Source organism: Flavobacterium sp. RSP15, assembly GCF_003968755.1.
Taxonomy (GTDB): domain Bacteria; phylum Bacteroidota; class Bacteroidia; order Flavobacteriales; family Flavobacteriaceae; genus Flavobacterium.
In genome coordinates this window covers 337,321-350,988 of the sequence record NZ_RYDL01000003.1, presented here as the reverse complement: position 1 = coordinate 350,988, position 13,668 = coordinate 337,321, and the positions used below count along the sequence as shown (strand labels likewise).

The following is a 13,668-nucleotide window of genomic DNA, read 5'->3' as shown; positions in this document are numbered from 1 at the left end:
GTTAGAATCAAATTATTACCAAATTACGTAATAATATTTATTATTACCAAATTACGTAATATTTTAATTTATTACCAAAATAGGTAATAATATCAATTTTAGAAATTTTAAAAATCATAATTTAATAATCTTAATTGTTTTTCTATCTTTGGCTTTCTATGGAACCAATAAAAATTATAGAATGTCCACGGGATGCCATGCAAGGCATCAAACCTTTTATTCCTACGGCAAGAAAAGTGACTTATATTCAGTCTTTGTTGCGTGTGGGTTTTGATACTATAGATTTTGGAAGCTTTGTTTCACCAAAAGCAATTCCGCAAATGCAGGATACAGCAGAAGTTCTGGCACAACTTGATTTATCTCAAACCAAAAGCAAATTATTGGCTATTATTGCCAATACACAAGGAGCAACTCTTGCGGCTGTTCATCCTGAAATACGCTATTTGGGCTTCCCATTTTCGATTTCTGAGAATTTTCAAATGCGGAATACCCACAAAACCATAGCTGAATCGTTAATTACCTTACAGGAAATTCTTGAAATTGCAGCTAAAAGCAACAAAGAAGTCGTGGCGTATTTATCAATGGGTTTTGGAAATCCTTATGGTGATCCATGGAATGTTGAAATTGTTGGCGAATGGACTCAAAAATTAGCCAGTATGGGAGTCAAAATCCTGTCGCTTTCGGACACAGTAGGAAGTTCTGCCCCTGATGTAATCTCGTATTTGTTTTCAAATTTAATTCCACAATATCCAGAAATAGAATTTGGTGCTCACCTCCATACCACACCTGATAAATGGTTTGAAAAAATTGATGCCGCTTATAAAGCAGGATGTCGTCGTTTTGATGGAGCCATTCAGGGTTTTGGTGGTTGTCCAATGGCTACTGATGATCTGACTGGGAACATGCCCACGGAGAAATTATTATCATATTTTACTGCCCAAAAAGAATATACAAATAGCAGTCCAATGAGTTTTGAAAGTGCTTATAATGAGGCTTCTAAGTTGTTTGGAGAGTTTCATTAGAAATAAAAGAAAGGAAACTGGAGTGGAACTCTTTTATTTTGGCAATAATAAGTTTATCATTGATGCGTTAATCATACGAATCAAATTTTTTTCTTTAACGAATCATACCATGAGACTACTGGCTTTCAATAGAGTTATAGGAATACTAATATTATTGTTGTTTTCTTTTTCATGCGCGAGTGATTTAGATTATGATCAGGTGGACACTTTAAAGTTAGAGCCTGTTTTTGTATCTAATTTAGCACATTTTGACATTCTGGCAAAAGATTTTGTCACTAATGGAGTAGAGCAAAGCGTGATCTTTGATGCACCCGTATTGGATGTGTTTAATGATGATTTTTTTAGACAGCGATTAAAAAAAGTGGAACTTTCATTTGAAATGGAAAATACCATTAGTAGAGCATATTCAGTGGATTTAGTGTTTTTGGACAAAAATTACCAACGCGTTCACGCTATAAATTTTACTGTTCCGGCTTATACCGGTTCGGAAAACAAAATGACTAAGACAGAAACTTTCGAAAACTCCCAGCTTGATTTATTAAAAAGAACTACCAGAATTGCTTTTACACTGACAATGTCGCCTGGTGCACCATTGAACGAGGATAGTGCTGGGAGTTTGAAACTGCGTTCAGGTGCAACCGCTTATTTAGTGCTGGAATGAGAAAAGTAATCTTAATTTTTATTTTATTTCTAGCTGTAGATGGCTTTTCGCAAAACAAACAAATTTTATATAATTTCACTTCAGTTCCTCAGTCTTTGATGACTAATCCGGGAGCAGATTTCAAATATAATTGGTATTTTGGAGTTCCTTTATTGTCCGGAATTTCTGCAAATGTAGGCTCAAGCGGATTTTCGGCGTATGATTTATTTGCGGATAACGGAGTCGATTTTAATGTAAAATTACGCAATGCAGTATTCTCATCTTCTAGAAAAGACAGAGTAGCAATCAATGAACAAATAGAACTTTTTAACGGAGGTTTTAAAATCAAAGGAGAACAAAATGATTCTTATATTTCGTTTGGGATGTATCAGGAATTTGATATGTTAAGTTATGTTCCTAAAGACATTGCCATTTTAGCTTTAGACGGAAATGAAGGTTATCTGGGTAAAGTTTTTAATTTAGGAGATCTGAATGTCAAAGCAGAATTGCTAACGGTATTTCATGTTGGATTTCATAAAAACATCAATGAAAAGTTTATTTTAGGAGTACGAGGTAAAATTTATTCGAGTATTTACAATGCTAATTCTACCAAGAACTCAGGCTACATTTACACTATTCCTTCCACTACAGGAGCCTATGAACAGATAATTTATTCACAATTACAACTCAATACGTCTGGAATTGCTCAATATAATGATGAGAATTACGAACCTAATGTGGCGAAAGACATTACTAAAAGAGCTTTTTTAGGAGGTAATTTAGGACTGGGATTTGATGCTGGTTTTACCTATTATCCAAAGAAAAACATACAGCTTACGGCCAGTGTTATTGATGTGGGTTTTATTAAACACAGCAAAGAAGTAGAGAGTTTAACATACAAAGGAACCTATAAGTATGAAGGTGTGATTCCGAATTTCAGCTCCGGTAATTCACCAGGAAACGGATACAAGGAATTCAATGATGCCATTCCTTTGGACACCTTATATGCGGATTATACGACTTGGCGCCCGGCAAAATTCAATACTTCGGTTCAGTATTCGTTTGACGAAGAAAGACCAGAAGATTGTAATTGTCTTAATTATGATCCGGAAACTATTTATAAAAGTGCAGTTGGCGCCCAATTATTTGTTATGTCTACACCACGAACTCCACTAGTCGCTTTTACCACCTATTACAGGCGAAAACTCTTCAAGGCATTGCAAATGAAAGCCACATACACCATAGATTCGTATTCGTACAAGAATATAGGATTGGGATTGTCCAGTCATTTTGGACCAGTAAATTTCTATATTCTTGCTGATAATCTTTTGGAATACCGCGATGTTACCAAGGCAAATAGTCTTTCTTTTCAACTGGGGTTAAATGTTATTTTCAAAAACAGTAAAAGATAAAGTACTATCTAACATTACTTCGTTAGTTTTTAAGTTGCTATTTTTTCATAATTCAAGAGTTGCCGAATGATTGCCCTATTTTATGCCTAGTTGCGTTTTGTTGCCAACAACTATTTCCTCGCTTGAAATTTCAATGATTTAGCCGTTGCAAATGACTTTGCTTTTGGGTCGGGATAATTTTTTAAGGCTTCAATTGCTGTTCTGCTTTTGGATTCCGGATACAGTGAAATAGTTGAAACTAATACAATTGCTACACTCATCAAAATTCAGTTTCCATAATCACTAATAATGAAATAAGCACTAGTTGCGGAGAGTAATAGTAAGAACATTAGTTCCTTTACCATTTCGAATAGGGATTTCAAAAACTGATTTTTATTCTGATTCACTATTGTATTCGAGCCTAATTTTGTTCTCGAAAGTAAAACGGCTTCATTAGAAAGTCCTTTTAATTGGTGTGGGTTTTTGTCATAGCAAAATAAATTAAACCTATTTTTTGGATTGGAAACTAAGACGTATTTTAGAACCAAAGAATTGACTTTGAACTGCAATTTAATTATTTATTGGGAAATGATAGCTATTTGTTGCCTAAAATTATCTATATTTGCACGCAATTAAACTCCAACTACAATTGCAATGATCGCACACAACTCTAAGATTATCGGTGAAGGATTAACTTACGATGATGTTCTATTAGTTCCCAACTACTCAAATGTGCTTCCTCGCGAAGTGAGTATTCAATCCAAATTTTCAAGAAATATAACGTTAAATGTTCCTATTGTATCCGCTGCTATGGATACCGTAACCGAAAGTGCGATGGCAATTGCGATGGCTCAAGAAGGCGGAATAGGCGTTTTGCATAAAAATATGACCATCGAACAGCAAGCTGCGAAAGTTAGAAAAGTAAAACGAGCCGAATCCGGTATGATTATCGATCCCGTTACTTTGCCATTAACTTCAACAGTAGCAGATGCCAAAAATGCCATGAAAGAATTTGGTATTGGAGGTATTCCAATTGTAGATGAAAATCAGATATTAAAAGGAATCGTTACCAATAGAGATTTACGTTTTGAAAAAAATAGTTCAAGACCTATTGTTGAGGTTATGACCAGTGAAAACTTAGTAACTGTTGCCGAAGGTACCTCTCTGGAACAAGCAGAAGTAGTTTTGCAAGGTCATAAAATTGAAAAACTTCCAGTAGTAAATGCTGATTATAAATTAGTGGGCCTGATTACCTTTAGAGACATCACTAAATTGACTCAAAAACCAAATGCAAACAAAGACAAATACGGACGTTTACGTGTAGCTGCAGCGTTAGGTGTAACTGCCGATGCTGTTGAAAGGGCTACTGCTTTGGTTAATGCCGGAGTAGATGCAGTTATTATCGATACTGCTCATGGACATACAAAAGGAGTTGTCGATGTACTAAAATTAGTTAAAGCGAAATTCCCTAACTTAGACGTTATTGTTGGTAATATCGCCACTGCTGAAGCCGCTAAATATCTAGTTGAAAATGGTGCAGATGGAGTAAAAGTAGGGATTGGTCCAGGGTCTATTTGTACGACTCGTATTGTAGCAGGCGTTGGTTTTCCTCAGTTTTCAGCTGTTCTTGAAGTAGCTGCGGCGATCAAAGGTTCTGGAGTTCCAGTTATTGCTGATGGTGGAATTCGTTACACTGGAGATATTCCAAAAGCTATTGCTGCAGGAGCTGATTGTGTAATGTTAGGATCATTATTAGCAGGTACCATGGAATCGCCAGGAGAAACTATTATTTTCGAAGGCAGAAAATTTAAGTCGTATCGTGGAATGGGTTCTGTTGAAGCAATGCAAGAAGGTTCTAAAGACCGTTATTTTCAAGATGTGGAAGATGATGTAAAAAAGCTGGTTCCGGAAGGAATTGTAGGAAGGGTTCCCTACAAAGGGGAATTGAACGAAAGCATGCAACAATTTATTGGTGGTCTTCGTGCCGGAATGGGGTATTGTGGCTCTAAAGACATTCCAACTTTACAGGAAACCGGTCGTTTTGTTCGCATAACAGCTAGCGGAATCAATGAAAGTCACCCTCATAATGTAACCATTACAAAAGAAGCGCCTAATTATTCAAGATAATTTTTAGTTTTTTTTAAACAATAAAAAAAGGCATAATTAATTCCGCTTAAGGTTTTAATTATGTCTTTTTTTAGTTTTCGGAAAATCGTTATTCTGTAGTATCTGCTAAGTTGTTTTTCAAATGCTCGCTGTCCCAACTGTGATTGGTGGCAGCAACTTGGGAATAAATATCACTTTTCAACAATTGTTCCTGTAATTCAATTTCTTCTTTTACGGTGATCAGATAGGCCATTTTATCATGACGTTTTTCCGCCAATTTTCGGGTGGTAATTTCATCATATTTTATAAATTGCTGCCCTTGTCTGGTAGCGGTATATTTCCTGTGACCTAATTCTACTAAGGCATCTACCCCCATATTGACCGCACTGTATAACGTTTCCCGATAAATGTGTTCTACTTTATGGTCAATTAATTCATAGGCATCAATTCGGTTTCGGGCACGAGTTAAGATCTTTAAATTTGGGAAGTGTTTTTTTAAGGTTTCAATTACTTGCAAATTTACCGTAGGATTATCAATGGCAGCAATAAAAAGTTTGGCAGTATCACAACCTGCAGCTTTCAATAATTCTAAACGAGTGGCATCTCCATAATATACTTTGAATCCCATTTTTCGTAATACATCTATTCGATCAGAATCATAATCTAGGATCGTTGATTTTACGTTATTGGCTCTTAATAGGCGGCCAACTGTACTGCCAAAATGACCAAAACCAGCTATGATTACAGGATTGTCTTCATCAATATAATCACTGTCTTTTTTTGTTTCCTTTTCTTGAAATTTTGAATTAGGATAAATTAAGCGTTCATTTATTAACAGTAAAAAAGGTGTTGCTATCATACTCATAGCAATAACGGCCATGATTTGATTGGCCAAAATGTTAGGAATGATGTTTAGCTGCATAGAGAAGCTCATGATTACAAAACCAAATTCTCCTGCCTGACTTAACCCAAAAGCAAATAATAGGTTTTGGTCTATTTTCTTTTTATGAAAGCGGCTGATTATAAATAAAACGAAAAACTTAACCAAAGTAAGAATAGCTCCAAAAACAAATATGAAAAGGGGATTGTCAAGAATCAGTTTAAAGTTTATCGATGCGCCTACTCCAAGAAAAAAAAGACCAAGCAGTAATCCTTTAAACGGAGCAATATCCCCTTCCAGCTCATGACGAAATTCAGAGTTGGCCAGTACGACTCCAGCCATAAATGCTCCTAGAGCGGGACTTAACCCAACCAGCTGCATCAAATAAGAAACGCCTACAACTAATAACAATGCCGATGCGGTGAACAATTCCTGCAACCGAGTTTTGGCGATAATATGCAGTAGCGGAACAAATAAAAAGCGGCCTGCAAAATATATTGTCGATATACTTCCGATGACTATTAAAGTTTGCAACCAGCTGGGAAACCCTGTAATTAAGGATTGTTGAATTTCATTTGTAGTTTCAAGATTTACGGTAGATAAAAGCGGCAGAAAAGCTAAAATCGGAATTACGGCGATGTCCTGAAAAAGAAGAACAGCAAATGACGAACGTCCCACGGAAGTATTAGATAATCCTTTTTCTTTTAAAGTTTGCAATACAATGGCCGTAGAGGATAATGCGAGCGCTAAGGAAACGGCCAGTGTGGTTTCCCATTTCCAATCCATAAAATAAAGACATCCAAAAAATAGAAGAAGCGTTGTCCCAAGTAATTGTGCGGAACCCATTCCAAGAATAAATTTCCTCATTTTCCAAAACTTACTGGGTTCCAGTTCTAAACCAATTAAAAACAACATCATCACAACGCCAAATTCAGCAAAATGCATAATATCCTGGCCTTCCTGACCAATAAATCCCATTACATAAGGGCCAATTATTATACCGGCAAATAAATAGCCTAAAATAGAACTTAATCCTAATTTTTTAGCAATAGGAACACAAATAACGGCAGCTGATAAATAAATAATAGCCTGAAGTAAAAAATTGGTATCCATGTTATTGTTGTATTGTGGCAAACCATTCGTTTAAATAATGGTACTGCAAAAGTACTTCCGTATCTAAATTATTGTTGTTTATGTAATCTAGAAAATGGCCATACATTAAACCGTTTTGTTTATAATCATCTTTGGACATATTGTGTGTGCCATGCACAACAAAAGGGGGTAAATATATCATGTTACATACTTTTGCAGTTTGGTTAAACGGTTCGAGCAATTCGGGAATACTGTACCGTTCACTGCCGGTTTTGCAATAATTTTCTTTGTCTCCACCGGTTGTAATTACTTGAAAAATAATTTTATCTTGCAAGGCCTTTCCTTTTTTTCCGTACGCCCAGTTGTGTTCCAGTACCATATCAATCCATTGTTTCATCAATGGCGGACAACTATACCAGTACATGGGATGATGCCAAATGATGATGTCATGCTGACTTAACAAAACCTGTTCGTGTTTTACATCAATATCAAAATCAGGATACTCTTCGTATAAATCATGAAAAGTTATGTTTTCTGATTCTGGAATATTTTCCACCAAGGCTTTATTTGCGTGCGATTTCTCGTAAAGTGGATGGGAAAATAGGATTAATATTTTGTTTTTTGACATAAAATTGATAAAGTGATTAGCTTATTGAATTATATTTTTTTTCGGATTTAAAATTTAATAATGATATTAATTGCTGCAGTACTCCTACAAATAAAACAAGAAATCCCGGCAAAAAAATCGATAGATTTATTGAGAACGGCTCTTAATAAAGATAATAATTTATTTTAGACGTTGGTAAAATACATCTCAAATAAAAGAGGACCCTGTTGAATTATAATTTCATCAAACTTGGAGTACAACAAAAGACCTTGGTTTACTTTTCAAAAAAGGCAGTAAGTAATTTTTCGTTTCCTGCAATCCAAAGAATATCATTTTTCTCTAAGATAATATCCGAATTCGGGTTAAGAATCCGTTTTTCATTTCTTTCAATTCCGACGATCAGACCATGCGTTTTTTCTCTTAGCTGTGATTTCCGAATGCTTTTTCCGATAAATTCTTCATTTTCTAGTTCTACTTGTTTTAATATTATAGCGGTTTCTTGTACTAATTCAGGAACTTCAAATTCATTTTGATCCAGATAAGATTTAAATATTTGAACTTGGTCATCGGTTCCAATGACGCAAATTTCATCACCGGGAAATACGCGTTCATTGCCATCAGGAATATTTATAGTAATACCTCCACGTTTTATAAAAGCAATATTAATACCCATGTTTTCTCGGATTTCAAGTTCATTCAATGCTTTACCTGCCAGATTTGATTCTTTGGTAATTTCGAAAAATGCCATATGCCCGTCCCAAGGAGTTAAATCACTTCGTTTCTTCTGTGCTTGAGAAATTTCTCTATCATTGAAATTTCGAAAAAAGTGAAGCTCAATTTTATTGTACAAAGTGTTTAATTTTTTTGGGAACAATAAATAAACAGATATTGCGGCGATCAAAGCGACGAAGGCTATCCAAGGCGATAAAAAATTATTTAATAAGAAGCCAATAAAAAAGATTCCTAAACTAATTCGGATTAGAATCAATACCATTATTGGACCACGATGTTTGCCTGCTTTTTGCAAAGCTTCAATCTGCTCTACCGCCACTTTTCTGAAGGATAATGCCCATAAAAAAGGAGCTATTATTATAGATGTTACCAAGGCTGCTGCTGCGTTTCCAAATTTAGAACTTTCTGTCATTGGAATAATATAACGGTCAGATAAAATAATTATGGCAATAATAATTACAGAATGAACCACAATTTGTGACAACTTTGCTTTCAAAACAATCTGCCAATTGCTGGTCGTTTTTACAGATTGTGAATTCACACTATATCGATCTATAGCATCTATCAATTTTTTAGGCAGTATTTTTATTAAGCGTTCATAAACTGGCAACGCTATTTTGATCATAAATGGGGTAGTGAAAGTCGTTACTGCTGAAACTGCAACAATAATTGGATACACAAAATCACTTGTCACTTTTAATGTCATTCCCAAGGTGGCAATGATAAAAGAAAACTCGCCAATTTGTGCTAAACTCATCCCTGACTGGACTGATTGCTTTAGGGGCTGACCGGCAATTAGCGCTCCAAACATCGTACTTATCGATTTTCCAAAAATTGTAATTAACGTGATTACTACAACAGGGACTGCATATTCTACTAAAGTATTTGGGTTGATTAACATTCCTACCGATACAAAGAAAACAGCTCCAAATAAATCTTTTACGGGTTTAATTAAATGCTCAATTCTTTCTGAATGAATGGTTTCAGCAATGATAGAGCCCATTATAAAGGCACCTAGTGCTGGGGAAAAACCTGCTTTTGTAGCTAAGATAACCATCATTAAACAGAGTGCGATTGATATTATCAATAGGGTTTCCTCATTGAATAAATTTTTTGCTTTTTTAAGAAGGGTGGGTATGAAAAAGATACCACCTACAAACCATAATATTAAGAAGAAAAAGAGTTTTAAAACAGATTCGAATAACTCCATTCCTGAAAATTGTTTACTCACCGCTATTGTTGAAAGTAAGACCATCAGCAAAATGGCTACAATATCCTCTATTATCAAGGTTCCAAAAACAATTCCAGCAAATTTTTTCCCCTTTACATTCAGCTCATCAAAAGCACGAAGAATAATTGTTGTTGAAGACATCGATAAAATAGCGCCTAAAAAAATACTATCCATCAAGGACCATCCCATCCATTGTCCGACGAGATACCCTAAAACGATCATAGTGGTTATTTGAAACAGCGCCGTTATAGCGGCAGTACCTCCAACTTTCATCAGTTTTTTAAAACTAAATTCCAGGCCTAAACTAAATAAAAGGAAAATAACACCAATCTCAGCCCAGACTTCGATACTGTTTATTTCTTGTACTGATGGGAAAAAAATAAAATTTGGCCCCGCTAAAAAACCAGCGATTAAATATCCTAGGACTAAAGGTTGTCTTATTTTTTTGAATAAAAGTACCGCAACTGCAGCGGTCATTAATATTAATCCTAAATCACTGATCAGAGGATGTAAATGTTGTGTTATTTGTGATGTTGCTTCTATGGGATTCATTGATGGATGTACTGATTTGTATTAAATGTTTTTTGGTATTGTTGTAATATATAATTTTATTATTATTTATCAAAAAAAACGTTAAAGGATAACTTTTTTTTATGATAATTTTAGTCTTAAAAGAAAATTCTGCTCCCATAAAACGTTAAAATTTTATAGAAGCAGAATTTAATAAGAAGACGGGTTATTTTTTTTTAGCTGATTCCCAAAAAATTACTAGGAGTTATTTGCATTAATTCAGCTTTAATGGCATCCGAAACTTCAAGTGTTGCTATAAAACCGTGAATCGCTTTTTTATCAATAGCTTCATTGGTTCTGGTCAATCCTTTTAATGCTTCATACGGATTAGGATATCCTTCACGACGCAAAATTGTTTGAATTGCCTCGGCAACTACGGCCCAGTTTTTTTCTAAATCTTCGTGGAATTTTGGCTCGTTCAATAACAATTTGTTCAAGCCTTTCAAAGTAGCTTCAAAAGCGATTAACGTATGTCCTATTGGTACACCAATATTTCTCAAAACGGTACTGTCCGTTAAATCACGTTGCAATCTAGACAAAGGTAATTTAGCTGATAAATGTTCGAAAATCGCATTGGCCATTCCTAAATTTCCTTCTGAATTTTCAAAATCAATAGGATTAACTTTATGTGGCATAGCCGAAGAACCTATTTCTCCCGCTTTGATTTTTTGCTTAAAATATTCCATCGAAACATACGTCCAAATGTCTCGGTCCAAATCAATGATGATCGTATTTATTCTTTTCAACGCATCAAAAAATGCAGCAAAATGATCGTAATGTTCAATTTGAGTAGTAGGGAAGGAGTGGTGTAAACCAAGGTTGTCCTCCACAAATTTTCCTCCAAATTTTCTCCAGTCAATTTGAGGATACGCCACATGATGCGCATTGTAATTTCCAGTTGCACCACCAAATTTAGCTGCAAAAGGAATATTAAACAACAAACGCATTTGTTCTTCCAGACGTTCTACAAAAACACCAATTTCTTTACCCAAACGAGTAGGTGAAGCCGGTTGTCCGTGGGTACGGGCAAGCATTGGAATATCGCGCCATTCGATACTTAAATCTTTTAATTTTGATGTCAAAGTGATCAAGGAAGGCATGTATACTTTCTCGAAAGCTTCTTTTGTCGAAAGCGGAATCGCCGTGTTATTAATATCTTGAGATGTTAATCCAAAGTGAATAAACTCTTTATATTGGGATAAGCCTAGTTTTTCAAAAGCATCTTTGATGAAATATTCTACCGCTTTTACGTCGTGGTTGGTTACTTTCTCCGTCTCTTTGATCCAAAGGGCATCTTCAGTAGAGAAGTTTTTATAAATATTACGTAAACTGTCGAATACATCTGGGTTTACGGTTGCAAGTTGAGGTAAAGGTACTTCGCACAAAGCAATGAAATATTCAATTTCAACCAATACACGGTATTTGATTAAGGCTTCTTCAGAGAAAAATGGAGCCAGCGAAATAGTCTTGTTTCTATATCTTCCATCAATAGGAGAAATAGCATTCAATTCGTTTAAAGTAGTCATTGTTTTGTTGTTTGTTCGAAAGGCGCAAATATAACCCTTTCGTGACAAAATAGAAAACGAATGGTTTTTAAATAAAGCCGATTAGCTTCTTTTTTAGTGTTTTCATTCCTTCTGATGCCACTTCAGGAATCACATCTAATGGATTTCGGAGATTTGGAATTTTTATGGGTTTTGGATCAATATAAAAAATAGGTGTTTCGCGGGCTGTAAAATCGATTAATCCGGCTGCAGGATACACTTGCAAAGATGTCCCAATCACCGCAAAATAATCTGCACCTTCACTAATTCTAATGGCTTGATCAAGTGCTGGAACTTCCTCGCCAAACCAAACAATATGTGGACGCAATTGATTTTTATTTTCATCGCAATCGCCAAAATTCAAATCGTCCTGCCAATCCAGAATGTAATTTGGGTTTTTGGTGCTTCTTACTTTCAACAATTCGCCGTGCAAATGCAACACATTCGTGCTTCCGGCGCGTTCGTGTAAATCATCTACATTTTGTGTGATGATGAAAACATCAAATTCATTTTCTAATTCAGCCAGAATTTGGTGGCCTAAATTAGGGTGCACTTCCTTGAGTTGTTTTCGTCTTTGATTATAAAAATCCAGCACCAAAGCCGGGTTTTTATGCCAACCTTCTGGAGTGGCCACATCCAGCACATTATGCCCTTCCCAAAGTCCGTCGCTATCCCGAAAGGTTTTGATGCCACTTTCGGCACTAATTCCTGCTCCTGTCAAAACCACTAATTTCTTTTTCATTTTATATCCATTTGGGCGTGACCACAAGGGTCGGGCTTTCAGCTTTATCTTTTTGGCTAAAAAGCCCAAAAAGGATACCGCCTCTATCCCTCACGCAAATTCCGCAATCATTTATAATTCAGCTTTTATGGAACAATCCCAAAAGCAGCAATCAGAATCTATTTTGGAAGCTATAAAGCTAGTCTTTTTTACTATTTTTGCATAAATAAATATTCTAATGATTGACATCGATTACCTTAATTTTCTTGAAAATATCCTGACTGATAATCGCAAAGAAAAATTTTTGAAAGTATTGGAAAACAGAACCAAGCATTTTACGATTGCTGTAGAAGATATTTTTCAAATGCACAATACCAGTGCAGTGATGCGAAGCTGCGAGATTTTTGGAATTCAGGAGTTGAACGTTATCGAGCAACGCTACGGAAAAAGTATCGACAAGGAAATTGCCATGGGCGCCCAAAAATGGGTCGATATCAATACCTTCGACAGCATTACAAACTGTGTGGACGCGTTAAAAAGTAAAGGATATCAAATAATCGCTACCACGCCACATGAGAATGATTGTTTGATGGAAGATTTTGACATTTCGAAACCCAGCGCTTTATTTTTTGGAACAGAAAGAGACGGATTATCAGAAGAAATTTTGAAGCGCTCCGATGGTTTTCTAAAAATTCCCATGGTGGGTTTTACTGAGAGTTTAAACATCTCGGTTTCGGCGGCAATCATCATTCAAAACCTGACGAATCGATTGCGCAATTCAAATATTGATTGGCATTTATCCGAAAATGAAATTTTAGAAAAGCGATTGGCTTGGGCCAAAAATTCAATAAAAGACATTAAGCGAATTGAAGAACGGTATTTTGAGGAGCATTAAAACGTTGTTTCACTTTCTAGTTGTATGTCTTTTATATTGTTCGGATTCATTTTATAGCGATAGACGCCGTTATTTCCAATGACAAATAAAGCGAATCAAGGGTTAAAATATTAAGTTTATAAAGGCAGCTGCTATCTTGCCAAGCAGCTGCACTAATAATCCTTTTGCGGATCTAACTTTGCATGCTCTTTGAATATTTGTGTTTTTAATCAACTAATTAAAAAGAGATTCTATAGA

12 protein-coding genes are annotated in these 13,668 nt (G+C 35.5%); 5 read left to right on the top strand and 7 right to left on the bottom strand.

All coding sequences use genetic code 11. The annotated features are described in order from the left end of the window. The first annotated feature begins 158 nt into the window (after nt 1-158). The 3 genes from EKM00_RS06050 to EKM00_RS06040 are packed head-to-tail and all read left to right on the top strand — an operon-like array spanning nt 159 to nt 3,074. The gene (locus EKM00_RS06050) at nt 159-1,022 is read left to right on the top strand and encodes a hydroxymethylglutaryl-CoA lyase (protein ID WP_126460253.1); all 864 of its coding nucleotides are present in this window, start codon (nt 159-161) and stop codon (nt 1,020-1,022) included. Beyond that, nucleotides 988-1,683: a hypothetical protein gene (locus tag EKM00_RS06045; protein ID WP_233579276.1), complete on the top strand. Its 696-nt coding sequence runs from the start codon at nt 988-990 to the stop codon at nt 1,681-1,683. The genes EKM00_RS06050 and EKM00_RS06045 overlap by 35 nt, the downstream gene beginning before the upstream one ends. Next, nucleotides 1,680-3,074, top strand: coding sequence for a DUF5723 family protein (locus EKM00_RS06040; protein ID WP_126454573.1), 1,395 nt, complete (start codon nt 1,680-1,682; stop codon nt 3,072-3,074). Before EKM00_RS06045 ends, EKM00_RS06040 begins: the two co-directional genes overlap by 4 nt. 110 nt (nt 3,075-3,184) lie before the next feature. On the opposite strand, the gene EKM00_RS14705 is transcribed toward EKM00_RS06040, so the two are convergent. Together EKM00_RS14705 and EKM00_RS06035 are read right to left on the bottom strand one after the other, a co-directional pair. Beyond that, nucleotides 3,185-3,334, bottom strand: coding sequence for a hypothetical protein (locus tag EKM00_RS14705; protein WP_158614884.1), 150 nt, complete (start codon nt 3,332-3,334; stop codon nt 3,185-3,187). Between the two features lie 6 nt (nt 3,335-3,340). Then, on the bottom strand, nt 3,341-3,622 hold the full coding sequence (locus tag EKM00_RS06035) for a cation-transporting P-type ATPase (protein ID WP_158614735.1): 282 nt from the start codon (nt 3,620-3,622) through the stop codon (nt 3,341-3,343). A gap of 85 nt (nt 3,623-3,707) precedes the next feature. Here EKM00_RS06035 and guaB point away from each other — a divergent pair, with 85 nt between their 5' ends. Further along, a complete protein-coding gene (gene guaB / locus EKM00_RS06030; protein WP_126454571.1) occupies nt 3,708-5,180 on the top strand; it encodes an IMP dehydrogenase in 1,473 nt (490 codons plus the stop codon). Between the two features lie 88 nt (nt 5,181-5,268). Here the strand turns inward: guaB and EKM00_RS06025 are convergent, their stop codons facing one another. The 5 genes from EKM00_RS06025 to EKM00_RS06005 all read right to left on the bottom strand — a co-directional run bounded on the left by EKM00_RS06025 (nt 5,269) and on the right by EKM00_RS06005 (nt 12,557). Further along, nucleotides 5,269-7,152: a monovalent cation:proton antiporter-2 (CPA2) family protein gene (locus tag EKM00_RS06025; protein WP_126515577.1), complete on the bottom strand. Its 1,884-nt coding sequence runs from the start codon at nt 7,150-7,152 to the stop codon at nt 5,269-5,271. A gap of 1 nt (nt 7,153) precedes the next feature. Beyond that, a complete protein-coding gene (locus tag EKM00_RS06020) occupies nt 7,154-7,759 on the bottom strand; it encodes an NAD(P)H-dependent oxidoreductase (protein WP_126456328.1) in 606 nt (201 codons plus the stop codon). A 253-nt stretch (nt 7,760-8,012) separates the two neighbouring features. Then, nucleotides 8,013-10,253, bottom strand: a complete 2,241-nt coding sequence (locus EKM00_RS06015) for a cation:proton antiporter domain-containing protein (protein ID WP_126456326.1) — start codon at nt 10,251-10,253, stop codon at nt 8,013-8,015. 194 nt (nt 10,254-10,447) lie between these two features. Next, complete coding sequence (purB, locus tag EKM00_RS06010) at nt 10,448-11,797, bottom strand: adenylosuccinate lyase (protein ID WP_126515576.1); 1,350 nt, start codon at nt 11,795-11,797, stop codon at nt 10,448-10,450. Nucleotides 11,798-11,864: 67 nt separating this feature from the next. Continuing rightward, entirely contained in the window at nt 11,865-12,557 is a 693-nt protein-coding gene (locus tag EKM00_RS06005; RefSeq protein WP_126515575.1) for an SIR2 family NAD-dependent protein deacylase, read from the bottom strand. 217 nt (nt 12,558-12,774) lie between these two features. On the opposite strand from EKM00_RS06005, the gene EKM00_RS06000 reads away from it, so the two are divergent. Next, nucleotides 12,775-13,431, top strand: coding sequence for a TrmH family RNA methyltransferase (locus tag EKM00_RS06000; RefSeq protein WP_126460277.1), 657 nt, complete (start codon nt 12,775-12,777; stop codon nt 13,429-13,431). The last annotated feature ends 237 nt before the right edge of the window (nt 13,432-13,668 follow it).

Bases quoted from the DNA above. Each gene is read 5' to 3' on its own strand.
- EKM00_RS06025 (WP_126515577.1), bottom strand. From the start codon at position 7,152: ATGGATACCAATTTTTTACTTCAGGCTATTATTTATTTATCAGCTGCC.
- EKM00_RS06020 (WP_126456328.1), bottom strand. From the start codon at position 7,759: ATGTCAAAAAACAAAATATTAATCCTATTTTCCCATCCACTTTACGAG.
- EKM00_RS06015 (WP_126456326.1), bottom strand. From the start codon at position 10,253: ATGAATCCCATAGAAGCAACATCACAAATAACACAACATTTACATCCT.
- EKM00_RS06050 (WP_126460253.1), top strand. From the start codon at position 159: ATGGAACCAATAAAAATTATAGAATGTCCACGGGATGCCATGCAAGGC.
- guaB (WP_126454571.1), top strand. From the start codon at position 3,708: ATGATCGCACACAACTCTAAGATTATCGGTGAAGGATTAACTTACGAT.
- EKM00_RS14705 (WP_158614884.1), bottom strand. From the start codon at position 3,334: ATGAGTGTAGCAATTGTATTAGTTTCAACTATTTCACTGTATCCGGAA.
- EKM00_RS06040 (WP_126454573.1), top strand. From the start codon at position 1,680: ATGAGAAAAGTAATCTTAATTTTTATTTTATTTCTAGCTGTAGATGGC.
- purB (WP_126515576.1), bottom strand. From the start codon at position 11,797: ATGACTACTTTAAACGAATTGAATGCTATTTCTCCTATTGATGGAAGA.
- EKM00_RS06000 (WP_126460277.1), top strand. From the start codon at position 12,775: ATGATTGACATCGATTACCTTAATTTTCTTGAAAATATCCTGACTGAT.
- EKM00_RS06045 (WP_233579276.1), top strand. From the start codon at position 988: ATGAGGCTTCTAAGTTGTTTGGAGAGTTTCATTAGAAATAAAAGAAAG.
- EKM00_RS06005 (WP_126515575.1), bottom strand. From the start codon at position 12,557: ATGAAAAAGAAATTAGTGGTTTTGACAGGAGCAGGAATTAGTGCCGAA.